This is a genomic window from Caulobacter segnis, assembly GCF_029543125.1.
In the GTDB taxonomy this organism is placed as follows: domain Bacteria; phylum Pseudomonadota; class Alphaproteobacteria; order Caulobacterales; family Caulobacteraceae; genus Caulobacter; species Caulobacter segnis_D.
The window spans coordinates 299,162-321,733 of the sequence record NZ_JARQWW010000001.1 but is presented as its reverse complement, the minus strand read 5'-3'; the positions used below and the strand labels follow the sequence as shown (position 1 = coordinate 321,733).

Annotated in this window: 21 protein-coding genes and 1 other RNA gene; 15 read left to right on the top strand and 7 right to left on the bottom strand. The window is 68.7% G+C overall.

The features are described from left to right. The first annotated feature begins 99 nt into the window (after nucleotides 1–99). Genes P7B02_RS01620 through P7B02_RS01610 form a run of 3 tightly spaced genes read left to right on the top strand, consistent with a single transcriptional unit; the run spans nucleotide 100 to nucleotide 2,069 of the window. Complete coding sequence (locus P7B02_RS01620; protein WP_277784552.1) at nucleotides 100–774, top strand: spermidine synthase; 675 nt, start codon at nucleotides 100–102, stop codon at nucleotides 772–774. Nucleotides 775–820: 46 nt separating this feature from the next. Further along, the gene (locus P7B02_RS01615; protein WP_277785159.1) at nucleotides 821–1,189 is read left to right on the top strand and encodes a BlaI/MecI/CopY family transcriptional regulator; all 369 of its coding nucleotides are present in this window, start codon (nucleotides 821–823) and stop codon (nucleotides 1,187–1,189) included. Then, a complete protein-coding gene (locus P7B02_RS01610; protein WP_277784551.1) occupies nucleotides 1,182–2,069 on the top strand; it encodes a M56 family metallopeptidase in 888 nt (295 codons plus the stop codon). The genes P7B02_RS01615 and P7B02_RS01610 overlap by 8 nt, the downstream gene beginning before the upstream one ends. Before the next feature lies 1 nt (nucleotide 2,070). Here the strand turns inward: P7B02_RS01610 and P7B02_RS01605 are convergent, their stop codons facing one another. Both P7B02_RS01605 and P7B02_RS01600 read right to left on the bottom strand, forming a co-directional pair. Further along, nucleotides 2,071–3,426 (bottom strand): MATE family efflux transporter, encoded by a 1,356-nt coding sequence (locus tag P7B02_RS01605; RefSeq protein ID WP_277784550.1) that lies wholly within the window; start codon nucleotides 3,424–3,426, stop codon nucleotides 2,071–2,073. A 148-nt stretch (nucleotides 3,427–3,574) separates the two neighbouring features. Continuing rightward, complete coding sequence (locus P7B02_RS01600) at nucleotides 3,575–4,246, bottom strand: c-type cytochrome (RefSeq protein WP_277784549.1); 672 nt, start codon at nucleotides 4,244–4,246, stop codon at nucleotides 3,575–3,577. Between the two features lie 167 nt (nucleotides 4,247–4,413). Between P7B02_RS01600 and P7B02_RS01595 the strand changes: the two genes are divergently transcribed. The 3 genes from P7B02_RS01595 to P7B02_RS01585 all read left to right on the top strand — a co-directional run bounded on the left by P7B02_RS01595 (nucleotide 4,414) and on the right by P7B02_RS01585 (nucleotide 6,478). Then, a complete protein-coding gene (locus tag P7B02_RS01595; protein ID WP_277784548.1) occupies nucleotides 4,414–5,154 on the top strand; it encodes a 3-deoxy-manno-octulosonate cytidylyltransferase in 741 nt (246 codons plus the stop codon). Beyond that, nucleotides 5,151–5,999 (top strand): prephenate dehydratase, encoded by an 849-nt coding sequence (locus P7B02_RS01590; RefSeq protein WP_277784547.1) that lies wholly within the window; start codon nucleotides 5,151–5,153, stop codon nucleotides 5,997–5,999. The genes P7B02_RS01595 and P7B02_RS01590 overlap by 4 nt, the downstream gene beginning before the upstream one ends. 65 nt (nucleotides 6,000–6,064) lie before the next feature. Continuing rightward, the gene (locus P7B02_RS01585; protein ID WP_277784546.1) at nucleotides 6,065–6,478 is read left to right on the top strand and encodes an MAPEG family protein; all 414 of its coding nucleotides are present in this window, start codon (nucleotides 6,065–6,067) and stop codon (nucleotides 6,476–6,478) included. Here P7B02_RS01585 and P7B02_RS01580 read toward each other — a convergent pair. Both P7B02_RS01580 and nudC read right to left on the bottom strand, forming a co-directional pair. Continuing rightward, nucleotides 6,475–7,749 (bottom strand): MFS transporter, encoded by a 1,275-nt coding sequence (locus tag P7B02_RS01580; protein ID WP_277784545.1) that lies wholly within the window; start codon nucleotides 7,747–7,749, stop codon nucleotides 6,475–6,477. The genes P7B02_RS01585 and P7B02_RS01580 overlap by 4 nt on opposite strands. A gap of 71 nt (nucleotides 7,750–7,820) precedes the next feature. Further along, nucleotides 7,821–8,753, bottom strand: coding sequence for an NAD(+) diphosphatase (nudC, locus tag P7B02_RS01575; RefSeq protein WP_277784544.1), 933 nt, complete (start codon nucleotides 8,751–8,753; stop codon nucleotides 7,821–7,823). 81 nt (nucleotides 8,754–8,834) lie between these two features. Here nudC and ffs point away from each other — a divergent pair. From ffs to recR, 4 genes are all read left to right on the top strand, one after another. Beyond that, nucleotides 8,835–8,930, top strand: an RNA gene (ffs, locus tag P7B02_RS01570) — signal recognition particle sRNA small type. A gap of 116 nt (nucleotides 8,931–9,046) precedes the next feature. Continuing rightward, nucleotides 9,047–10,864 carry a DNA polymerase III subunit gamma/tau gene (locus tag P7B02_RS01565; protein WP_277784543.1) on the top strand — a complete coding sequence of 606 codons (1,818 nt, stop codon included), beginning with the start codon at nucleotides 9,047–9,049 and terminating at the stop codon, nucleotides 10,862–10,864. A 3-nt stretch (nucleotides 10,865–10,867) separates the two neighbouring features. Continuing rightward, nucleotides 10,868–11,197: a YbaB/EbfC family nucleoid-associated protein gene (locus tag P7B02_RS01560; protein WP_277784542.1), complete on the top strand. Its 330-nt coding sequence runs from the start codon at nucleotides 10,868–10,870 to the stop codon at nucleotides 11,195–11,197. A 154-nt stretch (nucleotides 11,198–11,351) separates the two neighbouring features. Then, nucleotides 11,352–11,954 carry a recombination mediator RecR gene (gene recR, locus P7B02_RS01555; RefSeq protein WP_277784541.1) on the top strand — a complete coding sequence of 201 codons (603 nt, stop codon included), beginning with the start codon at nucleotides 11,352–11,354 and terminating at the stop codon, nucleotides 11,952–11,954. Here recR and P7B02_RS01550 read toward each other — a convergent pair. Further along, nucleotides 11,951–13,120: an FAD-dependent oxidoreductase gene (locus P7B02_RS01550; protein ID WP_277784540.1), complete on the bottom strand. Its 1,170-nt coding sequence runs from the start codon at nucleotides 13,118–13,120 to the stop codon at nucleotides 11,951–11,953. The two genes, recR and P7B02_RS01550, sit on opposite strands and share 4 nt — an antisense overlap. Nucleotides 13,121–13,284: 164 nt before the next feature. Here P7B02_RS01550 and P7B02_RS01545 point away from each other — a divergent pair, with 164 nt between their 5' ends. The 4 genes from P7B02_RS01545 to P7B02_RS01530 all read left to right on the top strand — a co-directional run bounded on the left by P7B02_RS01545 (nucleotide 13,285) and on the right by P7B02_RS01530 (nucleotide 18,572). Beyond that, nucleotides 13,285–13,917 carry a LysE family translocator gene (locus P7B02_RS01545; RefSeq protein WP_277784539.1) on the top strand — a complete coding sequence of 211 codons (633 nt, stop codon included), beginning with the start codon at nucleotides 13,285–13,287 and terminating at the stop codon, nucleotides 13,915–13,917. A gap of 88 nt (nucleotides 13,918–14,005) precedes the next feature. Then, nucleotides 14,006–15,424 carry a methyl-accepting chemotaxis protein gene (locus tag P7B02_RS01540; RefSeq protein WP_277784538.1) on the top strand — a complete coding sequence of 473 codons (1,419 nt, stop codon included), beginning with the start codon at nucleotides 14,006–14,008 and terminating at the stop codon, nucleotides 15,422–15,424. Between the two features lie 62 nt (nucleotides 15,425–15,486). Further along, nucleotides 15,487–16,644, top strand: coding sequence for a phosphatidylinositol-specific phospholipase C1-like protein (locus tag P7B02_RS01535; RefSeq protein ID WP_277784537.1), 1,158 nt, complete (start codon nucleotides 15,487–15,489; stop codon nucleotides 16,642–16,644). Nucleotides 16,645–16,760: 116 nt separating this feature from the next. Then, entirely contained in the window at nucleotides 16,761–18,572 is a 1,812-nt protein-coding gene (locus tag P7B02_RS01530) for a methyl-accepting chemotaxis protein (protein ID WP_277784536.1), read from the top strand. Between the two features lie 54 nt (nucleotides 18,573–18,626). Here the strand turns inward: P7B02_RS01530 and P7B02_RS01525 are convergent, their stop codons facing one another. Then, nucleotides 18,627–19,217 carry a TetR/AcrR family transcriptional regulator gene (locus tag P7B02_RS01525; protein ID WP_277784535.1) on the bottom strand — a complete coding sequence of 197 codons (591 nt, stop codon included), beginning with the start codon at nucleotides 19,215–19,217 and terminating at the stop codon, nucleotides 18,627–18,629. A gap of 127 nt (nucleotides 19,218–19,344) precedes the next feature. Between P7B02_RS01525 and P7B02_RS01520 the strand changes: the two genes are divergently transcribed. Then, a complete protein-coding gene (locus P7B02_RS01520) occupies nucleotides 19,345–20,673 on the top strand; it encodes an oxygenase MpaB family protein (RefSeq protein WP_277784534.1) in 1,329 nt (442 codons plus the stop codon). Here the strand turns inward: P7B02_RS01520 and P7B02_RS01515 are convergent. Beyond that, nucleotides 20,670–22,376 (bottom strand): gamma-glutamyltransferase family protein, encoded by a 1,707-nt coding sequence (locus P7B02_RS01515; protein WP_277784533.1) that lies wholly within the window; start codon nucleotides 22,374–22,376, stop codon nucleotides 20,670–20,672. The genes P7B02_RS01520 and P7B02_RS01515 overlap by 4 nt on opposite strands. Nucleotides 22,377–22,572: the final 196 nt, after the last annotated feature.

Genomic DNA, 22,572 nt, shown 5'->3' with positions numbered 1-22,572 from the left:
TAACTGCATATATGGCGGATTACCGTCTTCGCCAGTGCCCATTTTGTTAAAAACGCACCCCGTCTAGGCCTCGCGCGAAGCCTCCGCTATGGGTCGCCCATGATCCCGTGGAAGCACCTCGACACCGCCGTCGTCCCTGACCAGGGCGGTGAGCTGCGCCTCATGCAGCGGGGCCATGAATTCTCGATCATGGCCGGCGCCATCGAGCTGATGAACAGTCGCCTCAGCGGGTCGGAGGAGGCGCTCGCCACCCTCGTTCACGAACGCCTGGCTGACCGCGCGAAACCGACCGTGATGATCGGCGGGCTCGGCATGGGCTTCACGCTGCGCGCGGCGCTGGCGGCCTGGGGCGCGGACGCCAGGATCACCGTAGCCGAGCTTGTGCCCGAGGTTGTCGCCTGGGCGCGTGGGCCGCTCGCCGGCGTGTTCGACGGCTGCCTCGACGATCCGCGCGTCAGCATCCATGTGGGCGATGTCCGTGACCTGATCCGGGGCGGGCAGGGCGCCTGGGACGCCATCCTCCTGGACGTGGACAATGGGCCCGACGGCCTGACCCGCGCGGCCAATGACGGCCTTTACAGCCCTGCGGGTCTCGATGCTGCGCGGGCGGCTCTGCGGCCCGGCGGCGTCCTGGCGGTCTGGTCCTCGGCGCCCGACGACGCCTTCACCCGCCGCTTGAAGCGCGCCGGCTTTCAGGTCGAGGAAGCCCGCGTGCGCGCCAGCCGCACGGGGCGCGGCGCCAAGCACATGATCTGGCTGGCGAAGCGGCCTTAGGTTTACGGCTGTACATCGGCGCGCAGGGGCGTAAGCTCCTCGCATGATCAAGATCTCCGCGGCCGAGAGCTGCATCATGGAGGCGCTCTGGACGAACGGTCCCTCGACCGCTGAAGAGCTCGTGCGCGAAACCGGCGAGTCCCAGAATTGGGGCGAGGCGACGGTGAAGACGCTGATCAACCGCCTGCTCAAGAAGAATGCCCTGGTGTCCGAGCGTGCGGACGGGCGCGTGCGCTATCGGCCCCTGGTCAGCCGCACCGACTATCTGACGGTCGAGAGCCAGGGTCTGCTCGACCGGCTTTTCGGGGGCGAGCTGTCGCCTCTGGTGGCGCACTTCGCCAAGCACCGGGACCTGTCGCCGGACGAGATCGCCCGCCTCAAGCGCCTGATCGCGGAGTTGGAGGATGATGGCTGAGCTGCTGGCCGCCCTGATCCGCGCCAACCTGGCGGGATCCGTCGCCGTTCTGCTGGTGTTGGCGATCCGGCCGCTGGCGCGCGGCCGGCTGGCGCCGCAGACGCTTTACGGTCTCTGGCTCACCCCGCCGCTGGCCATGCTCGGCGCGCTGTTGCCGCCGCTCACCGCCGCACCACAGGGGGAGCGTGGTTTCCTCGCCGACCTGCCGGGTCTTCTGGAAGGGGCCGGGCTGGCGCCAGGCCTGACGGTTGTCTGGCTGGCGGGAGCGCTGATCGTGGCCGCGATGTTCGGCGTCATGCAACTGCGGTTTCTGAGGGCCGCGAAGGCGGGCCGAGCCGGGCCGGCGGTGGTCGGGCTGCTGTCTCCCAAGATCATCATGCCCGCTGACGAGGCGCGCTACGGCGCCGAGGAGCGTCGCCTGGTCCGCGCCCATGAGCAGGCGCACCTGGCGCGAGGCGATCACCGCGCCGTGGCGCTCGCTGCCGTCCTTCAGTGCCTGTCCTGGTTCAATCCCCTGGTGTTCATGGCCGTGCGCCTGATGCGCCTGGACCAGGAGCTGGCCTGCGACGCGGCGGTGATGGCCCGCTATCCGCGCCAGCGCCGCGCCTACGCCGAGGCGCTCTTGAAGACCCAGCTTTCACCCGCCCCGCCGCCGCTGGGCTGCGCCTGGCCGGCGCCCGCGCCGCATCCGCTGGAGGTGCGCGTCACCCAGATGGTCGCCGGCCCTAAGGCCGCCGCCGTCGGCCCGGCCCTGGTCGCTGGCCTAGCCTTGGCCAGCCTCTTCACGGCCTGGCTCACTCAGCCGCCGGCCCCGCCGCACGACCGGCCTCAGTGGTCGCACCAACGGCCCATCCTCGTGCTCGTCAATCTGGCGCCCTGAGCTAGATCAGCCGTGTGATGGTCTTCTTGCTCCAGACGAGCTTGTAATAGGCCGTCTGCGCCAGAAGGATCATCGTGAAGGCGGCGGGCCAGGCCCACCACACGCCGGTCACCCCGAAGCGATGACTCAGAATCCAGCCGGTCGGCGCCTCGACAACCAAGATGATCGCGATGCTGATCAGGGTCGGAACCCAGACCTCGCCGCTGGCGCGCATGATCGCCGACAGGATCGAGCCCATGCCCATGACCACGCAGCTCCACAGGACGATGTGCAGCAGGGTCTGGGTCAGCTCCACCACCTCGCCCCGGCTGATGAAGGCCCGCACGATAGGTTCGGCGAAGATGTAGCAGAGCAGCACGCCGCCGCCGGTGATGATCAGGTTCATCATCATCGCCGTGCGCACGATGGGCCGCAGGCGCTCGGCATGCCCGGCCCCGATCGCCTGGGCGCCGAGGATCGAGGCGGTGATGGCGATGGAGAGGGCCGGGAACTGCACATAGGCCATCACTTGGTTCACCGCGCCATAGGCGGCCGTGGCGTCCGAGCCGAAGCTGTTGACCAGCCCCAGCAGGACGATCTCGGCCAGGGACATGGCCACCATCTGCAGGGCGGCGGGGACGCCGATGATCAGGACCAGCTTCAGGATCGCCGGGTCCATGCGCATGTGCGCCAGGAAGGCCTTGTTTGGGGCGAGGACGTGGCCGCGCCGATGCAGCGTCCAGCCCAGCCAGGACATGCCCGCCACGCTGGACACGGCCGAGGCCCAGGCGGCGCTGGCAGGGCCCAGCGGCGGCAGGCCCAGCCACCCCTTGATCAGCAGCGGAGTCACCACCAGCCCGACCAGGGTGGAGACGGCCAGGGCCCACAGCGGCGTCCGCGTGTCGCCCACGCCCCGCAGCATGGCGGTGTAGAGCAGGAACACGACCAAGGCCGGCATGGCGAAGGCGATGGCCCGCGTATAGGCGACGGCGTCGGCGTAGATGTCGGTCGGCGCGCCGAGCACGCGCATCATCGCCGGCGCCAGGATGAGGCCCCCGAGGGCCATGGCCACGCCGGTGATCGCCGTGGCCCCGACCGCGACGGCGGCCACGGACTTCAGGCGTTCTTCGTCACGCGCGCCGAACGCCTGACCGATCAGCACGGTGGCGCCGCTGGCCAGGCCCATCACCGTGGCGATGCAGAAGAAGACCACCGGAAAGACCACGGACGCGGAGGCCAGGGCCTTCACACCAATCATGTGCCCCAGGAAGATGTTGTTCAGCGTGCCGGACAGCGCCTGCAGCACGTTGCTGAGCATCATCGGCCAAAGGAACGTCAGGAACATCCGCCAGAGCGGCTTGGGGGTGGGCGGCTGCATGCGGGTCTCCGATTGGCCGCGCTTCTATCCGGGTAAAATTTCAGAATCAATATGTCCGGGTAAAAATGTTGGGTGAGCCTGAATGAGAAAAAGGCCGCGGGTCTTGCGGACCCGCGGCCTTCAAACATTTTCGACTTCGGCCTGGGCCTTAGTGCGGGTTGGCGGCCGTGGCCGGCGCGGTCGGCGTGGCTTCCGTGGTCGGAGCCTCGCCTGCCGGGGGAGCCGCGCCTTCGGCCGGAGCCGCGTCGGCGGCCGGAGCTTCCGCCGCAGCGGCCGGCTTCGGCGCCGGGATCGGCAGGGTCGAACCCAAGCTGTGCAGGTAGGCGATGACCGCGATGCGGTCTTCCTGCTTCTTCAGGCCGACGAAGGTCATCTTCGTGCCTGCGATGTCCTTCTGCGGCGCCTTCAGGAAGGCGTCGATCTTGTCGTAGTCCCAAACCGGGTTGGCGTTGCCGTAGTCGACCATGGCGCTCGAATAGGCGAAGCCGCCGTGGGTGCCGGGCTTCTTGCCCAGGGTGCCGAACAGATTCGGACCCGTGCCGTTGGCGCCGCCTTGCTCGAAGGTGTGGCACGAGGCGCACTTGGCGGTGATCGCCTTGCCCGCCTCGATATTGGCCGCCGGGAGCACCGTGCCCCAGTCCGGAGCGACTTCGGCCTCGGCCGCGCCGCCTTCGGTCTCTTCCTGAACGGCGATGGCGTAACCGGCCTTCTCGGGATGCTCCTTGTGGAACACCACGTCCGACGCCTCGCGCAGAAGGAAGATAGCCAGACCGGTCGCCAGAACCGCGCCCGCGATCTTGTTGAACGTCAAATCGCTCATGCCCGCCTAACTCAGCCTCTCGCAGAACCGCGCAGAGCGCGATCATCATCACGGCGCAAAAGCGCCCCCTTATTGCGTCGGCGTCTCTTACACGCTACCGGCCCATGCGCAAGACGGAGCGGCTTCCGCAGCACGACTTCGCGCCCTTTCGCCGCTGACATGTGATCATGAATCCCATCGTTCTCATCCCCGCGCGCCTCGCCGCCACCCGGCTTCCGGGGAAGCCGTTGGCCGATATCGGCGGTTTGCCGATGATCGTCCGCGTGCTGCGCCAGGCCGAGGCGGCGGGCGTGGGGCCCGTGGCCGTGGCCGCAGGCGACCCTGAAATCGTCGCGGCGGTGGACGCCGCGGGCGGCCGCGCGGTGCTGACCGATCCGGCTCTGCCGTCGGGTTCGGACCGTATCCTCGCCGCCCTCGCGGAGCTCGATCCAGAAGGCCGCCATGACGTGGTGATCAACCTTCAGGGCGACATGCCGTTCGTCGAACCCGGGGTGGTCGGGGCGTGCGCGCGTCTGCTTGAGACTCAGCCCGCCTGCGACATCGCCACAGTGGTCGCGCCGGAGGCCTCGTCTGGCGATCGGTCCAATCCGGACGTGGTCAAGGCGGTGCTGTCCATGAACCCCGGCGGACAGGGTGGCCGAGCGCTCTATTTCACCCGCTCCACCCTCTATGGCGACGCGCCTGTGTGGCGGCACATCGGCATCTACGGTTATCGGATCGCCGCGCTGAAGGCCTTCCACGCCGCCGCGCCCTCGCCTCTGGAGCAGCGCGAGAAGCTGGAGCAGCTGCGCGCGCTGGAGCTGGGTCTCTCCATCTGGGCCGCCGTCGCCGATGACGCGCCTATCTCCGTCGACACCCCGGCCGACCTGGCCGCGGCCCGAGCCTTCGCTGACAGGACAAACTCATGAGCGTGATGCCCAAGATCGCCTTCCAGGGCGAACCCGGAGCCAACAGCCACGAGGCCTGCCGCACCTATTTTCCGGGCTATGAGGCCTCGCCCTGCGCCACGTTCGAGGAAGCCTTCGACGCCATCAAGTCAGGCGCCTGCGAGTTGGGCATGATCCCGGTCGAGAACTCGATCGCGGGCCGCGTCGCCGACGTGCATCACCTGCTGCCGTCTTCGGGCCTGAAGATCATCGGCGAGCGGTTCAAGCCGATCCGCTTCCAGCTGATGGCCAACAAGGGCGTGAAGCTGGAGCAGATCAAGACGGTGGTCTCCATGCCCATCGCCCTCAGCCAGTGCCGAAAGAGCCTGAAGAAGCTGGGCGTGAGCACCGAAGGCTTCGGCGACACCGCCGGCGCCGCCCGCGCCCTCGCGCAGAACCCCGATCCGACCCGGGCCGCAATCGCCCCAGCCTTGGCGGCGGAGATCTACGGCCTCGACATCCTGATGAAGGACATCGAGGACGAGCGCACCAACACCACCCGCTTCCTGGTGATGACCGCCGACGCGAACCCGCCGGCGCCGCCGTTCACCACCCGCTGCATCACCAGCTTCGTGTTCCGCGTCCGCAACCTGCCCGCAGCCCTCTACAAGGCCATGGGCGGCTTCGCGACCAACGGCGTCAACATGACCAAGCTGGAAAGCTACATGGAGGACGGGGCCTTCACCGCCACGACCTTCTACGCCGAGGTGGACGCCCGTCCGGAAGATCGCGGCCTGGCCCTGGCCTTCGAGGAGCTGCGCTTCTTCTCCGAGAAGTTCGAGATCCTGGGTGTCTTCCCGGCGGACCCCTTCCGCGACCGGGTTTGACCTAAGCTTTACAGAGCGGCGTTCTCTCCTAAGGTTGCTGAAAACAACGCTTGGGAGGGCGTCCGATGAATTCGATCCTGACTCCGATACTGGCTCTGACGGCTTGGTCGCTGGCCGTCTGGCTGTGGATGTACGCCACACGTATTCCGGCCATGCAGAAGGCGCGGATCGAGCCGCAAAGCGCGCGTTTCCCCGGCTCGCTGTCGGTGTTGCCCGACGGGGTCCGGCAGGTGGCCGATAACTACAACCACCTCATGGAGCAGCCGACGATCTTCTATGCGTTGGCGGTCTATGTGCATCTCGCCGGTCACGCCGACGCCCTGAACATCGGTCTGGCTTGGAGCTATGTGGGCCTGCGGGTGGCGCACAGCCTGGTGCAGGGCACGGTCAATCTGGTCATGGCCCGTTTCGCCCTGTTCTCGCTGTCGACCATCGCGCTGATCGTGATCACGGCGCGGGAAGTCCTGGCCCTGGTCTAGGCGGCCTTGGCGGGCGCCGTCTCCCGCAGGCCGAGGGCGGCGCTCAGGGCGATCACCGATGCGGTCATCATCAGCCAGGCCGGGGCCATGGGGCTGCCGATCAGCTTGGTGAGCCAGGCGGCCGACACCTGGGTGACGCCGCCGAACACGGCGGTCGACACCGCATAGATGATCGCCAGGCTGCCCGCGCGCGAGCGCTTGGGCAGGGCCTCGGTGATGCCGGCCAGGGCGGCTGAGGCCCCGATCACGAAGGCGATGGTCAGCAGGGCGCCGCCGCCATAGAGCACCAACGGCGTACGCGCCTGCTCCACCAGCCAGAACACCGGCAGCACCAGCAGGGTCAGCATGGTCCAGGATCCGACCATCACCGGCTTGCGGCCGAACCGGTCGGACAGGGCGCCGCCCACCGGGTCGAACACCGTGCCGGCCAGGCCCGTCGCCACCGTCGCCCCGAAGGCCAGGCTGGCGGGCATGCCTAGGGTCGAGTTGGCGTAGGTGGTCAGGTAGCTGAGCAGGTAGGAGGCCACCGTGGCGCTGGACAGGATCGCCAGGGCCAGCACGGCGACGCGGCGATAGTCCCGGCCGGTGGTGACGGCGGTCGGCGCCTGTTCTGGCGCATTGAGGGTCTCCTCCAGCGAGCGGCGCAGGATCAGACCAAGAGGGACGATCACCGCGCCGGCCAGGAAGGCGACCCGCCAGCCCCAGGCGTCCAGATCCGCCGGCGTCATCAGGTTCGACAGGACCACGCCCAGGCATCCGGCGATCAGGATGGCCACGTCCTGGCCCATGTACTGGAGCGATATGTAGAGGCCGCGGCGACGAGGCGGGGCGGCCTCGGCGAGATAGGCGGTGCTCGATCCCAGCTCTCCGCCCAGGGCGAACCCCTGCAGCAGGCGCAGAGCGATCACGATGACCGGAGCCGCGACGCCGATCACCGCGAAGGACGGCGTCAGGGCGATCCCCACCATGGCCGCCCCCATGAGGCTGAAGGTCAGCAGCATGGCGGGCTTGCGTCCCGCGCGATCCGCCAGGCGGCCGATGACCAGCGCGCCGATCGGCCGTGTCAGGAAGCCCGCGCCGAAGGTCGCCAGGGACGCCAGCAGGCTGCTGGTCGGATCGGTGGAGGGAAAGAAGGTCCGCCCGATCTGCGCCGCGAAGAAAGCGTAGGTCAGGAAGTCGTAGAACTCGAGCGCGTTGCCGGCCACCACGGCGGCCACGTGCCGGACCGGCGTCCCCTTTGGCGCCGCGCCGTTTTCCCCAGTCGTCGTCATGTGCGCCATCGTCCCCGCGTCGAAACGAAGGTCGGCGATTCGTGGTCGTTTACGCTACAGGGCGTTGCGTCTCAGAAGCCTTCCGACCACGCTTTCAGCAGTTGATGCGCGATGGCGAGCGGCGGCGGCGCGAACGCGTCCTTGATCTCGCCCCGGATAAGGGCGCCGGCCTCCTCGCGGGTGAACCATCGGACGGATTCCAACTCTGTCTGGTCAGGGGCCGCTTGGTCGCTGTCGACCTCCGCGATGAGGCCGATCATCAGCGACGACGGATAGGGCCAGGGCTGGGTCGAGTGATAGCGGACCGAGGTCGCCTTCAGCCCAGCCTCTTCGTCCAGCTCCCGGGCGCAGGCCTCCTCGATCGTCTCCCCGGGCTCCAGGAAGCCTGCGAGGGCCGAATGCATCCCCTTGGGCCAGCCGGACTGACGGCCCAGCAGGCACTTGTCGCCATGCACCGCCAGCATGATCACCACCGGGTCGGTGCGCGGGAAGTGTTCGGTCTCGCAGGCGGGGCAGATGCGCTTCCAGCCGCCGTCGGCGACCTTGGACGGCTGGCCGCAGGCCGAGCACCAGCGATGGCGGCGGCGCCATTCGAACATGGCCTTCGCGGTGGCCAGGATGCCGGCGTCGGCGGCGGGCAGTTGCGGCGCGACCGCGCGCAGCTCCTCGAACCGGCCGATGCCTTGAAGCCCGCTGTTGGTGGCGGGATCGCCGATGCCGTCCAGATCGACGGCGAAGACGGCGGTCTCCTTCCACAGGCCCATGAACAGCAATTGTTCGTCGCCGCCGGCCATCTCCTTGGCGAGATCGGCGGGGAAGTAGGCGATCTGCACGCCCTTGCCGCCTTCGATGTCCTCAACCAACGGCTTGCCGTTCCACAGGGCCAGGCCCAGGGAGGTCGGGTCGGCCAGTTTCTCGGCCACCCAGGCTTCGTCGCCGCGCCGTTCGCTGGCGCGGTCCAGAGGGTTTCCGGCGAAGGTGTTGATCGGTGTGGGAAGCGGCATGACGGCTTTCGTCGCTGACCCGCGTTGGCCGGTCAAGCGCGGTCGTGCTTGCGAAATCGGCTCGGCGGAGCGATATAGCGCTCGAAGTCGGCGCGGGCGGACGCCTCGCCAATCTGGTCAGGGCCGGAAGGCAGCAGCCACAACGAGTTTCGCTCCGGGTCGCGCCGGCTTCACCTTTCCCCAAAATGTTTGGCTAACGGACGCCGCCATCCTTTCGGATGCGGGGTGTGATGTCCTAGATTGCGTTGGATATTTCCGACTAACTCGGGCCACGCCTGAGTCGAGGACGCCTTTTGATCGACGACGACACGCCTTTCGAGCCGGACGAGGTTCCCGAGCGCGACGAGAACACCGCCGACATCTTCGGCGGTGCGCCCGCCGCCGCGCCGGCTCCAGCCGCCGAGCAGGCGCCCTTGGCCGTGTCGGAAGAGCCGTCGGCTGCCTACACCGTGCTGGCGCGCAAGTACCGCCCGCGCAATTTCGAGGACCTGATCGGCCAGGAGGCCATGGTCCGCACCCTGGCCAACGCCTTCGCCACCGGCCGGATCGCCCACGCCTTCATGCTGACCGGCGTGCGGGGGGTCGGCAAGACGACCACCGCCCGCCTGCTGGCGCGCGCCCTGAACTTCGAGAGCGACACCGTCCACGCCCCCTCGGTCGACCTGAGCGTCGAGGGGCGCCATTGCCGCGCCATCATCGAAGGCCGGCACATGGACGTGCTGGAGCTTGACGCCGCCAGCCGCACCAAGGTCGACGAGATGCGCGAGCTTCTCGACGGGGTTCGCTACGCTCCGGTCGAGGCGCGGTACAAGGTCTACATCATCGACGAAGTCCACATGCTGTCGACGGCGGCGTTCAACGCGCTGCTGAAGACGCTTGAGGAGCCGCCGCCGCACGCCAAGTTCATTTTCGCCACCACCGAGATCCGCAAGGTCCCGGTGACGATCCTGTCGCGGTGCCAGCGCTTCGACCTGCGCCGCGTGGAGCCGGACGTGCTGAGCGCACATTTCGCGCGCATCGCCAAGCAGGAAGGCGCGATGGTCGAGGCTGACGGCCTGGCCCTGATCTCCCGCGCCGCCGAGGGTTCGGTGCGTGACGGCCTGTCCTTGCTGGACCAAGCCATTGTCCAGGCCGAGCGGGGCCAGACGGTCACCGCCGCCGTGGTCCGCGATATGCTGGGTCTGGCGGACCGCGCCCAGACCATCGCCCTGTTCGAACACGTCATGCGCGGCGAGGTCGGCCCGGCGCTGGAGACCTTCCGCACCCTGTGGGGCTTCGGCGCCGATCCGGCGGTGGTCATGCTCGACCTGCTGGAGCATTGCCACGGCTCGTCCGTGGCCAAGGCCCTGGGGCCGGACGCCCTGTCCCTGCCCAAGGAGCAGGCCGCGCGCCTGGCCGCCATCGGGGCCAACGTCTCCGCCGGAGTTCTGTCGCGCCTGTGGCAGATGCTGCTCAAGGCGCATGACGAGGTGCGCCGCGCGCCCGACGCGCCGGCCGCCGCCGAGATGGCGATCATCCGCCTGACCTACGCCGCCGAGCTGCCAGGACCTGAAGAGGCGCTGAAGGCCATTCGCGAGGGCTCGCCCATCGGCGGCGGGCCGGGCGGCGGCGGCGGTGGGGGCGGCATGGCCGCCGGCGGCGGAGGCGGCGTGGTCGCCCAGGGCGTCGCCATGCCTCAGTCCGCCCAGCAGGCGGCGCCGGTCATCGCCAGCTTCGAGGATGTGGTCCGCCTGATCGACGCCAAGCGCGACATCGGGCTGAAGCTCGACGTCCAGCGGTTCGTGCGGCCCATCAACGTGCGCCCGGGCGTCATCGAGTACGAACCGGCCCCCGGCGCGCCGGCCAACCTGGCCGGCCGTCTGGCCCGCGCCATGAAGGACTGGACCGGCCAGCACTGGCTGATCGCCACCGACGGCGGCGGCGGGGCCGAGAGCGCCTGGGAGCGGGAGAAGCGCGAGGAGCGGGAGACCCGCGCGGAGATCGAGGCCGATCCCTTTGTGCGCGCCGTCATGCAGGCGTTCCCGGGAGCGGAGATTGTCGGCGTGCGTGTCGCGCCCCCTGTGGTCGAGGCCCTGCCGGCCGCGGACCCCATCGAAGACGACGAGGAGTAGAGCGTGAAAGATCTTGGCGGCCTGATGAAGCAGGCCCAGGCGATGCAGGCCAAGCTGGCCGAAGCCCAGGAGAAGATGGCCGAACTGACCGCCGAGGGGACCTCGGGCGGCGGCATGGTCACGGTCACCCTGAAGGGCGGCGGTGAACTGGTCGGCATCAAGATCGACGAGAGCCTGATGGCGCCGGGCGAAGGCGAGGTCGTGTCCGACCTGATCGTCGCCGCCCATGCCAACGCCAAGAAGACCCTAGACGCCCAGCAGGCCGAGATGATGCGCGCCGCCGCCGGTCCCATGGCCGGCATGATGGGCGGCATCCCGGGTCTGAAGTTCTGATGTGTTTCTCCTCCCCCGTAGCGAAGCGTGCGGGGGAGGGGGACCGCGAAGCGGTGGAGGGGGCGACCGCTTCCTCTAAGCCCAGTCGCGCCCCCTCCACCATGCTGCGCATGGTCTCCTTCCCCCGTCATACGGGGGAGGAGAGGGCTCGCTGATGGCCGCTTCCGCCGGACCCGAGATCGAGCGCCTCATCGCCCTGCTGTCCAAGCTGCCGGGTCTGGGACCGCGTTCGGCCCGGCGGGCCACTCTGGCCCTGTTGAAGCGGCGCGACCAACTGCTCGCTCCCCTGGCCGACGCCCTGGCCGCCGCGCGCGATCGGGTGAAGACCTGCGGCGTCTGCGGGGCGCTGGACACCACGGACCCCTGCGCCGTCTGCGCCGACACCGCGCGGGACCAGACCCTGATCTGCGTGGTCGAGGATGTGGGCGCCCTGTGGGCCATGGAGCGGGCCGGCGCTTTCCGCGGGCGCTACCATGTGCTTGGCGGCCTGCTGTCGGCGCTCGACGGCGTCGGGCCCGAGGCGTTGCGCGTGCGTGAACTGGTGGATCGCTCCACCGGCGGTTCTGTGCGTGAGGTGATCCTGGCTCTGCCGGCCACGGTCGACGGCCAGACCACGGCTCACTATCTGGCCGAGCGTCTCGGTCCCTCCGGCGCCAGCGTCACGTCCCTGGCGCGCGGCGTGCCGGTGGGCGGCGACCTCGACTGGCTGGACGACGGCACCATCGCCCAGGCCCTCCGCGCCCGTCGTCCCGCCTAGGCCTTTGCGAACAACGCCGCGATGGTGCGGATGGCGGCCTCCGCCTCCGCCCGGTCTGGCCGTTCGTCCTCGATCCCGTAGCCGTAGCTTTCATCGGCTCCCGTCTGCTGGAGGATGATGCCGTCGCGGCGGGCCAGCATGGAGACGTGGCGGTAATAAAGGCCATAGGTCACCTCGGGCTGGGCCGGCAGCCAGGCGAGCTGACCGCGCACCGGCGTGACCGTCTCGTCCTTCCACAACGCCCGCGCGCCATAGCCGGTGCAGTTGATGACCACCTTCTGCTTCAGGGCGGCGAGGTCGGCGGGGCTCTTGAAGTCCATGACCTCCAGCCTGCCGCCGGCGACCAGGAAGTCGCCCATCAAGGTGCGTCCCAGCTCCATCACATTGAACATCAGGGTCGGCACGCGCCGGGCGTGAGCGACGCGGAAGGGGTGCTCGCCGGGCGCCAAGGTCTGCGGGCGCGGCGTCAGGTCCGGGACCATGCGCTCGTAATGCGCGAAGCCCATGGGATCAGCCGAGGGCGCGAAGGGCTTGTCGGACAGGACATAGCGGTCGGTCCAGCTCACCGGCTCGCCGTCGACGCCCAGATAGCGGGCATAGGTCTTCCACGACCGGCGGCACATCTGCTCCCACAGGACGTCGAAGCCGGCGGGCGCCTGGCTGCTCAGGGCGATGCGCGAATCCGGCGACCACACACCGGTGGCGCGGGCGGAGCGAACGTCCGGCATCAGCTCCTTGGCGTAGATGGTCACTCGTGCGCCGGCGCGCTGGGCGGTGATGGCGGCGGTCAGGCCCATGGCGCCGCAGCCGATGACGGCGATATCCTTCTCGCCGCCGGCCAACGCCTTGCCGACGACGATCTCGGCCGAGCCCCAGGACAGGGACCAGCCGCTGCCGCCGTGGCCGTAATTATGGACCACCAGCTTGTCGCCCACCGTCTCCGCATCCAGCCGCGGACCGGCGGCGCGGAACGGCCGCGAACAGACGGTGATGTTGAAGATGTTCTCCGGTCGCGCCCGAACGGGAGCGAGGCCGGGCGCGGGCATCAGAAGTGACGTCGGCTGGGACGCCACGGTCGCGCAGCCGCCCAAGGCCTGAAGTCCGCCCAAGGCGGCGCCCATCCGGATCAGGCTGCGGCGGTCCAGGCGCGGTGCGGTCTGGCTCATGAAACGGTCCCCTTGTGCCGAGGCGACCTTGGCGGTTGATGCGGAATCTGTCTTCCCGCTTGTGGAGTAATCACTTCCAGCCGGCGGATATGGCGAATTCTTGCGCGCACTTGCTTCCGGCGTGTTCGAAGCCCTAACCGTGGCTGCGGTTTCGGGGGATGGCGATGGTTGAGTTCAAGGATTGGGCGGCGTTCGCCCTGGTGACATTCGGCATGGCCTGCACGCCGGGGCCCAACATGCTCTATCTGCTGTCCCGCTCCATCAGCCAGGGCCGCGCGGCGGGGTTTATCTCCCTCGGCGGGGTGGGGCTCGGCTTCTTCGTCTACATGACGCTGACCGCGGCCGGGATCACGGCGGTGATCATGGCGGTGCCGATCGCCTACGACATCCTGCGCTTTGGTGGGGCGGCCTATTTGGCGTGGCTGGCCTGGAACGCACCCAAGCCCGGCGCGGTGTCGCCGTTCCAGGTCCGGCGACTGCCGGCCCATCGACCGGCGCGGCTGTTCGGCATGGGGCTGACCACCAGCCTGCTGAACCCCAAGCTCGCCGTCCTCTACATGTCGCTGCTGCCGCAGTTCATCCGCCCGGAGCATGGAAATGTGCTGGGCCAGAGCCTGTTTCTGGGATCGACCCAGATCATCGTCAGCGTCTCGGTGAACGGGATGGTGGTGTACGCGGCCGGCGGCGTGGCCGCGTTCCTGGCGGCCCGACCGACCTGGGCCAAGGTGCAGCGCTGGATCATGGGCACGGTGCTCGGAGGTCTCGCCGTCCGCATGGCGTTCGAAGCGCGGCGCTAAGCCGCGAAAGAATACTGATCCATATCAATGCGCCATAAACGACTCAGTCTTAGCGGTGGAGCTTCTGTTTATGAGCGGAGCTCATCTGATGCTGCGGACGATCAAGTCGCGGATGCGCGTCTCCTGGTTCATGGGGATGGTGGCCATGCTTGCGCTGGCGGCGTTGAACGTCGCTCTGCTGCATATGGTGGCGGGCGCGGGAGCCCGTGCGGACGCCATTCTGCGCATCGCTGACGGTGTCAGCATCGCCGTCGGTGTGGGCACCGTGATCGGGGTGATCCTCGGCGCCATCTATTTCGAGCGTCTGGTGATCTCGGCCATGGGCGGCATGTCGGCGACCATGCGTCGGCTGGCCTCGGGCGAGTTCGACGTGACCATTCCCGGCGCGAACCGCCGCGACGAGATCGGCGAGATGGCCCGCAGCGTCGAGGTCTTCCGCGAGAACGGCCTGGCCCGCTCGCGGCTTGAAGCTCAGGCCGCCGAGGTTCACCGCGATGTGGACCGTCGCCTGCGCGAGACCGAAGCCGCCTTCGAGGCCGCGGGGCGCGAGCAGAAGAAGCTGGTCGACGCCATGGCCGGTGAACTGGCCAAGCTGGCCGAGGGCGACCTGTCCGTCCGCCTGACCGAGGAAGTGGCGGCCGAGTACCGTGAGCTGAAAGAAGACTTCAACGCCGCCGTAGCCCAGCTGGAGACCACGATCCGCGGCCTGGCCGGCGCCGCCGGCGCCGTGCGCACCGGTTCGCTGGAGATCGCCCGCGCCTCCGACGACCTGTCGCAGCGCACCGAGCATCAGGCCGCGACCCTGGAAGAGACCGCCGCCGCCCTCGACCAGATCACCGCCACGGTCAGCCGCACCGCCCAGGGCGCCGAACAGGTGACCGGCGTGGTCATCCAGGCCCGTGAAGACGCCGAGCGCAGCGGCCAGGTGGTCAAGCGCGCCGTGGCCGCCATGGGCCTGATCGCCGAGTCCTCGCAGGAGATCGGCCAGATCATCGGCGTGATCGACGAGATCGCCTTCCAGACCAACCTGCTGGCCCTGAACGCCGGCGTGGAGGCCGCCCGCGCCGGTGATGCGGGCAAGGGCTTCGCCGTGGTCGCCTCCGAAGTGCGGGCCCTGGCCCAGCGTTCCGCCCAGGCGGCCAAGGAGATCAAGGCCCTGGTGGGCGGATCCGGCCAGCAGGTGGAGAACGGCGTCGCCCTGGTCGGCCAGACCGGCGAGGCCCTGGCCGCCATTGTCGGCAAGGTGGGCGAGATCTCCAACCTCGTTCAGGAGATCGCCCATTCGGCCGTGGAGCAGTCCACCGCCCTGGAGCAGGTCAACAAGGCCATGAACCAGATGGATCAGGTCATCCAGCAGAACGCCGCCATGGTCGAGCAGAGCGCCTCGGCCACCCGCGCCCTGGACCAGCAGGCTGTCGGCCTGAGCACCATGGTCGAACGCTTCACCCTGGAGCAGGGAGCGGCGCACGCCCCGCTGCAGGAGACGCGTGAGCGCTTCGTCGCCTAGGCCGCGCTGACGCAGTGCTGTCGTGAAAGCGGAATAGAGCTGCCGCAAAAGTCGGAGGCTCCATGCTTGCTTTCCTCCTCGCCGCCTCGGCGGCGTCCGCCATTTCCTGCACGCCGGCATCGACCGAGGACGCCTGCGTGCGCGGCCGGATGGAGCAGGGGCTGAAGCTCAACGACCTCGTCGCGGTCGGCACCCACAACAGCTACAAGCAGCACCTTCCGCCGGCCGAACTGGCGGCCATGGTCGCCGCCGGCGGTCAGCGCGCTCTGGGCATCGACTACGGCCATCTCCCTCTGACGCAGCAGTTGGACGGCGGCGCGCGCCAGCTTGAAATCGACGTGGCCCGGGATCCGGCCGGCGGTCTGTACGCCCATCCGAAGACGGCGCTGGGCAAGGAGGAGACGCTGTCGCCCGCCGTCGCCGCGGTCATGGCGAGGCCCGGCTACAAGGTTCTGCACATGCAGGACGTGGACTTCCGCTCCACCTGTCTGACCTTCGTCGCCTGCCTGGGCGAAGTCCGCGCCTGGTCCAAGGCGAACCCCACCCACGCGCCGATCCTGATCATGATCAACGCCAAGGAGGGCGGGCCGAACCTGCCCGGCGGCGTGGTCGCGCCAGCCTATGACGCCAAGGCGTTCGACGCTCTGGACGCAGAGATCCGCTCGGTCTTTTCGGAAGCCGAGCTGATCACCCCTGATCAGGTCCAGGGCAAGAAGGCGACCCTGCGTGATGCGGTTCTGGCCGGCGGCTGGCCGACCCTCGGCGCGGCGCGGGGCAAGGTGTTCTTCGCCCTTGATGAGAGCCCGGAGAAGGTCGCCGTCTATCGCGGCGGGCGCCGGTCGCTGGAAGGCCGCGCCATGTTCGTGAACACGGACGAGACGTCCCCCGCCGCCGCCTATCTGACACTCAACGACCCCATCGCCGAACAGGCGCGCATCAAGGCCGCCGTGAAAGCCGGCTTCGTCGTGCGCACCCGTGCTGACGCCGACACCTGGGAGGCGCGCGCCAATGACCCGCGCCGCCGCAACGCCGCCTTCGCCAGCGGCGCGCAGTACATCTCCACCGACTACATGCGGCCCGACCCGCGCTTCGCCGGGGGCTACTTCGTACGGCTGCCGGACGGCGCCGCTGCGGCCTGCAATGCTCTGCGTACGGACGACCGGTGTCGCGGACAGCCGATCGAGGCAGTGAATGTCGATGCGCGGAGCCTTGTTCGCTGAACAGGTGATGCGTCAGCTTGACGCAACGCGAGGCGATCAAGGTTTAACTCGGTTAACCTTGGATTGTATTTCGGCCCTTACGGCTACGCTTCGATATTTCTGCTTCGGGGCGTAGCATGTCGTTCAACAATCTTCGCATACGAGCCAAGCTCGTGGTGGCTTTCGGCGCGGTCATCGCCGCCTTTCTCGTGGCGACGGGGCTGATCCTCAGCAGTCTTTCGCAGCTGGATACGGCGTCCACGGCGGCTCTTCGCGGCCAGCTCGTGGCGGGCAAGGGCGAGGGCCTGCTGAAGGGCGTGCTGGAGCAGCAGAACGCCGTGCGTGGCTACGCTCTGCTGGGCGACCCGGCGTTCCTGGAAACCTATACCGAAGAGAAGGCCGCCTTCGATGCGGCCCTCAATGACTTCGAGGAGACCACCAAGCTGCCGGCCCAGAAGGCCCGCGCCCAGAAGATGCGCGAGGCCATGACGAAGTGGCGGGCGGAGGTCGGCGATCCAGCCGTATCCGCCATGAGCGACCCTGCTGGCCGTGAAACCGCCGTCGCCCTGGTCGGCAAGAAGTCGCTGGGCGAACTGCGCGCGCTTTATTCTGAGATTCAGACGACCGCCAACGCCGAGGTGAAGACCCGCAACGCTGCGCAGGACGCGGCCGCCACCGCCATGGTGACGACCCTGGCGATCGCTGCGGTGGCGGCCATCGCCATCGCCGGCCTGATGAACTGGCTGCTGTCGGGGACCATCGCATCGCCGGTGGCCGCCATGACCCAGGCCATGCGCCGTTTGGCCGGCGGCGACAACGCCGTGGACGTGCCGGCTGTCGGCCGCAAGGACGAACTGGGCGACATGGCCGGCGCGGTCCTGTCCTTCAAGGAAGCCGCCCTGGAGAAGATCGCCCTGGAGGCCCGCAGCGAGGCCGACCGCAATCTTTCGGAAAGCGAACGCGCCGCCCGCGAGGCGGACAAGGCCCGTCAGGCCAAGGAGGACGCCGTCGCCGTTGACGCTCTCGGCCAAGCGCTCAGCCGTCTGGCGGACGGCGACCTGACCCACCGCATCACCGCGGAGTTCGCGCCGCGCTCGCAGAGCCTGAAGGACGATTTCAACCGGGCGATGGGCGAACTGATGAGCGCCATGCGCTCCATCAATGTCAGCACCAGCAGCGTGCGGTCGAGCTCGGACGAGATCGCCAACGCCTCCTCCGACCTGTCCCGCCGCACCGAGCAGCAGGCCGCCGCATTGGAGGAGACCGCCGCCGCCCTCGACCAGATCACCGCCACTGTCCGCCGGACCGCCGACGGGGCCAAGACCGCGTCGGCCTCCGTGGCCGACGCGCGCATGGACGCGGATCGTTCGGCCAAGGTGGTGGACCAGGCCGTCGGCGCCATGGGCCAGATCGAAAGCTCCTCGCGGGAAATCGGCAACATCATCGGCGTCATCGACGAGATCGCCTTCCAGACCAACCTGCTGGCCCTGAACGCCGGCGTGGAGGCGGCGCGGGCTGGCGAAGCCGGCAAGGGCTTCGCGGTCGTCGCCTCGGAAGTGCGCGCCCTGGCCCAGCGTTCGGCCGAAGCGGCCAAGGAGATCAAGGCCCTGATCGGCGCCTCCGAGCAGCAGGTGTCGGCGGGCGTCGATCTCGTCGGTCAGACCGGCGCAGCCCTGCGCCGCATCGTCGATCAGGTGGTCAGCATCGACGAGCGCATCCGCGAGATCGCCGCCTCGGCCCAGGAGCAGGCCACCGGCCTGCATCAGGTCAACTCGGCCATCAACCAGATGGACCAGGTGGTTCAGCAGAACGCCGCCATGGTCGAAGAGGCCACCGCCGCCGCGCAGTCCCTGCGCGGGGAGACCGCGACCCTGGGCGGTCTGGTGGACCGCTTCCGGATCGAGGGGCACACCGCCGCCCATGCATCGGGCGTCCGCCAAGCCGCCTGACCTGTCATCCCATCAGGACGAACGGCCGGAGGTCCGCCTCCGGCCGTTTTCGTTTCAGGCGGTCCGCAACGCGGCCAGATAGGCCTCCATCAGGCGGACCAGCTCGTCCTCGAGCGCTTCGGGATCGAGGGCCAGATCCTGCTCCGCCGCCGAGGCGCGCAGCAGGCTGACCGCCGCGTGGGTCAGGATGAAGGCCCGCTCCGGCGTCAGCTCGATATCCAGCTGCGCCTTGCCGGCGATGGCGGCCAGGAACAGCTCGTGGTGCCTGTAGAGCACCTCGTCGCCTTTGCTGAACAGCGCGCCCAGCAGGGCGTGGCGCGTCCCCGGCGACCCTTCGAAGCCGTTCATCAGCGCCCGCACGATCGGCCGCACGCTGCCCAGGTTCGGTTGCTCGATCAGCATGGCGGCGATGCTGTCGCGGACCTTCTCGGCGCGCTGCTGGGCCATGGCCGCAAGGATGTCGTTCTTGTCCGCGAAGTACTGGTACAGCGTGCCGATGCTCACCCCCGCCCGCGCGGCGATGTGGTTGGTGGTCAGGGTCTCGAACCCCGTCTCCTCCAGAAGCTGAAAGGTGGCGTCAAGAATGGCCTCGACGGTTGATGCAGCTCGCGCCTGAGTTGGGAAACGTCTCGTTCTTTCAGTCACTTGCGGCGTCTCCGCTGCGTCCTTGCAGCCTCTGCGGGAAGGCGAGTAGGAACGTGAGCAATGCTTACATAACCTGTGGGGCGAAGACAGGATCCACATTCTGGATCCGCAACGCGCAGGAGCCGCGATGATCCGTTCGATCGAAGAGGTCCGGGCCCGTGTGGCCGCCCAGAAGACCCTGCTGCCGGCTTTCTATGGTCAAGTCGACTTCGACCACACGCCAGAACGCTTCACCGAGGACGCCAGCCTGGCCGTCGCTACCGACCGCATCCCCATGGGCGTGGCCGTGACCCGGGACGACCTGGACCGGGTGCGGGCCTACACCATGCTCGGCGACCAGGTGGCGGACGCCTATGCGGCGCTCATCCCGCAGTACGGCTTCCGCCGCCTGATCGCCATGCTGACCCAGGCCTGCGAGCAGGGCGCCGAGGCCGTTCAGGACGCGCCGCCCGAACTCGCCGCCTTCATCGCGGACATGGAGGCCACGCCCGACTGGGTGGACATGGACCTGGTCCGCGAGGGTGCGCGCCTGGACCGCAACGCCACGGCCCATCTGGCGCCCTTCGCCATCCGCGGGGCGTTCATGGCCACCTTCCTGAACAAGTACTCCGCCCTGCCCATGGCGCTGACCGGCACGCTCAGCAACGATACGGCGGCCAAGCGGGTGAACGAGACGGCGACCTTCTTCACCACAACCGTCCTGCCGGGGGCGCTGGAACGTCATGGCGAAGGGTTCAAGGCCGCCGCCATGGTGCGTCTGATGCACTCCATGGTCCGCATCAACGCCCTGCGCTCCGGCCAGTGGGACTCGCGGGTCTATGGCGTGCCGATCCCGCAGGTGGACCAAATGCCGGCGGGTCTGATCCCGATCTTCCTCATGGCCTTTGCCCTGATCCGAAAGGGGCGCACGACCTTCACCCGCGACGAGCGGGCGAAGGTGGAGCTGGCCCGTTATCGCTGCTTCCTGCTGGGCCTGCCGGAGGACCTGCTGGCCGACACGCCGGAGGGGATCGTGAGGATCATGACCGCCCGCAACAGCACCCTGCGGCGCGGCTTCGACGACGCCACCTGCGGAGCGCTGATCCGCGCCACCCTCGACGCCTATCTGCCGCCGGATCGGTCGCCGGCCAACCGCCTGCACGACCGGATCGAGCGCCGCTTCGCCAAGGCCTTCTTCCTGCGTCACTTCATGGAGGGGGATCGTGTCCGGGCCCGCGAACTGGGTATCGAGGTCACCCGCTTGGACGAGGCGGTGTTCGTCGCCTGCGCCCTGCTGGTCTACGGCCGGATGGCGGCCTTCCGCATGGCCGGTCAGGTCCCGGTGCTTCGGGACCTGACCGACGCCGTGCTGGTGCGGCGGGTGCGCGGCCTGCTGGCCCGGTATGGGCACGCCGAGTACACGACCGACGCCTCAAAGTACCGCTCCGCCGCCGCGACCCCCGCGCCCGCCGTCTAGTAGCCGGCGGCGAACCCGCCCCGACGCGGATCGGCGACGCCGAGCCAGGTTCCGTCCGGCTGCTTCGCCGCCGCATGGATTGATCCGAAGTGCCAGTTGTAGGGCGTCGTGATCTTAACGGTGACGCCGTAGAGCTCTTTCATCTGGGCGCGCACCTCATCGGTGATGCGGCCCTCGATGGACATGGCTCGGCCCTGTTGCGAGCCCTGGAAGCGGGCGGCGTCCACCGCCTGCTCCAGCGGCATGTCGTAGCCGTAGTGGTTGATCAGGGTCAGGGCGATGGCGCGTGAGGTCAGGCCGGGGGAACCGATGGCCAGGGTGGGAACGCCCGCCTCGGCGACCATCGTCGGCGCGAAGCCGCTGACCACTCGCCGCCCCTTCGCCAGGTTCCGGCCGGGGAAGTAGTTGCCGCCATTGACCACCACCCCGTCCACAACCAGCCCGGTGGCGAAGGTCGCGCCCATGACGCTGTGGGTCAGGGAGACGATGTTGCCCTGCGCGTCGGCGACGATGATGTGGTCCGTGTCGGACGCGTGGACGTCGCTGTGGTCGAAGCCGCCAGCCAGGACCAGGGCGTCGTTCTCGGCCGCCGCGCTTTTCGTGGCCGCGACCTTCGGCATGGAGCCGTCGATCAAGGCGGTGAGTTGGGCGGAGAACGCCTTGGACGTCAGCACGGAGGTCGGGACATTGAAAGTCTCGGGGTCCTGGATGAACCCGTCCGTCATATCCTCGGCGAAGCCGAAGGCGCTGCGGATCTTGAACAGGGACTCGGCCGACTGCGTGTAGTGCCCGCCGGCCTTCAGGTCCCAGGGCTCGACCACGTTCATGGCCACCGCCATCAGCGCGCCGGCCGTGCCCGGCGGCGGGGCGGAGATGATCTCCCGGCCCTTGTAGGTGAAGCGCAGGGGCTCGATCCAGCGGACCTTGTAGCCGGCCATGTCTTCTTGCGAGAGCGAGCCTCCGGTCTTTTGCACCTCGGCCACGAACCTGCGGCTGAAGTCGCCGGTGTAGAAGTAGTCGGGGCCCTCGTTCGCCAGGCGGCGCATGGTGGCGGCCAGGCGAGGGCGCTGGACGTTCGAGCCCACCGGCGGGACATAGCCGTTGGGCAGGAACTCCTCCCGGCCGGAGGGATAGGCCGACAGCCGGCCCAGGGCCGCATCCGCCATCTCCCCGTACAGGAAGGAGTACATGGGGAAGCCCTGCTCGGCGGTCTTGATCGCCGGCTGGAAATACTGGCTCCACTTCAGGGTGCCGAACTTGTCCGCCGCCGCCTTCAGGCCGGCGACCGCGCCGGGTACGGCGACGAGCTGGCCGGAGGTGGCCTCCGTCGGCAGCGGCCCGCCCGTGACCTGGGCCCAGCCCGGCACCGTCGGCGCGCCCTTGGCCGTGTGGTCGAGATCGGCGTCGAGGTAATAGTACTGTTTGGTCTTGGCGTCGTAGTAGAGCGCGGTCAGGGCCCCGGCCAGGGACACCATCTGCGGTTCGACGACGTTCTGTAGGATGGCGCCGGTGAGCGCCGCGTCCATGGCGTTGCCGCCCTTCTTCAGCACTTCGATCATCGCCTGGGTGACGAGCGGATGGCCCGACGAGACCATGGCCTTCGGGGCCTTGGCGGCGGGCTTAGCGCCCTGTTCCTGAGCAGCGGCTCCGCTCGCCAGAGTCAGAGCCGCGGCGGCGGCCGTCATCAAGGTCGTTCTGAACATCATCACCCCTAAGCGCTGCTGAACCACGCGGTCGGCAGCTTGGTCGATGACAGGCGGATGAGGCGAATGTTTTGTGTGCTCGTCGGACTGAAACAGATCCCGTGAGCGTCACGGGGCAGGTTTGTGGATGAGAGCCGCACAGCTCCGAGCACCAGGGACTCTCAGCCTTTGCCCCAAGTTTCCTCTGTTGCGCGCA

What these genes read in the sequence shown, in the direction of transcription:
- P7B02_RS01580 (WP_277784545.1), bottom strand. Translation starts at nt 7,749, where the DNA reads ATGACGACGACTGGGGAAAACGGCGCGGCGCCAAAGGGGACGCCGGTC.
- P7B02_RS01520 (WP_277784534.1), top strand. Translation starts at nt 19,345, where the DNA reads ATGATCCGTTCGATCGAAGAGGTCCGGGCCCGTGTGGCCGCCCAGAAG.
- P7B02_RS01610 (WP_277784551.1), top strand. Translation starts at nt 1,182, where the DNA reads ATGGCTGAGCTGCTGGCCGCCCTGATCCGCGCCAACCTGGCGGGATCC.
- P7B02_RS01550 (WP_277784540.1), bottom strand. Translation starts at nt 13,120, where the DNA reads ATGAGCCAGACCGCACCGCGCCTGGACCGCCGCAGCCTGATCCGGATG.
- P7B02_RS01620 (WP_277784552.1), top strand. Translation starts at nt 100, where the DNA reads ATGATCCCGTGGAAGCACCTCGACACCGCCGTCGTCCCTGACCAGGGC.
- P7B02_RS01545 (WP_277784539.1), top strand. Translation starts at nt 13,285, where the DNA reads ATGGTTGAGTTCAAGGATTGGGCGGCGTTCGCCCTGGTGACATTCGGC.
- P7B02_RS01530 (WP_277784536.1), top strand. Translation starts at nt 16,761, where the DNA reads ATGTCGTTCAACAATCTTCGCATACGAGCCAAGCTCGTGGTGGCTTTC.
- P7B02_RS01515 (WP_277784533.1), bottom strand. Translation starts at nt 22,376, where the DNA reads ATGTTCAGAACGACCTTGATGACGGCCGCCGCCGCGGCTCTGACTCTG.
- P7B02_RS01535 (WP_277784537.1), top strand. Translation starts at nt 15,487, where the DNA reads ATGCTTGCTTTCCTCCTCGCCGCCTCGGCGGCGTCCGCCATTTCCTGC.
- P7B02_RS01605 (WP_277784550.1), bottom strand. Translation starts at nt 3,426, where the DNA reads ATGCAGCCGCCCACCCCCAAGCCGCTCTGGCGGATGTTCCTGACGTTC.
- P7B02_RS01590 (WP_277784547.1), top strand. Translation starts at nt 5,151, where the DNA reads ATGAGCGTGATGCCCAAGATCGCCTTCCAGGGCGAACCCGGAGCCAAC.
- P7B02_RS01600 (WP_277784549.1), bottom strand. Translation starts at nt 4,246, where the DNA reads ATGAGCGATTTGACGTTCAACAAGATCGCGGGCGCGGTTCTGGCGACC.
- nudC (WP_277784544.1), bottom strand. Translation starts at nt 8,753, where the DNA reads ATGCCGCTTCCCACACCGATCAACACCTTCGCCGGAAACCCTCTGGAC.
- P7B02_RS01540 (WP_277784538.1), top strand. Translation starts at nt 14,006, where the DNA reads ATGCTGCGGACGATCAAGTCGCGGATGCGCGTCTCCTGGTTCATGGGG.
- P7B02_RS01585 (WP_277784546.1), top strand. Translation starts at nt 6,065, where the DNA reads ATGAATTCGATCCTGACTCCGATACTGGCTCTGACGGCTTGGTCGCTG.
- recR (WP_277784541.1), top strand. Translation starts at nt 11,352, where the DNA reads ATGGCCGCTTCCGCCGGACCCGAGATCGAGCGCCTCATCGCCCTGCTG.
- P7B02_RS01595 (WP_277784548.1), top strand. Translation starts at nt 4,414, where the DNA reads ATGAATCCCATCGTTCTCATCCCCGCGCGCCTCGCCGCCACCCGGCTT.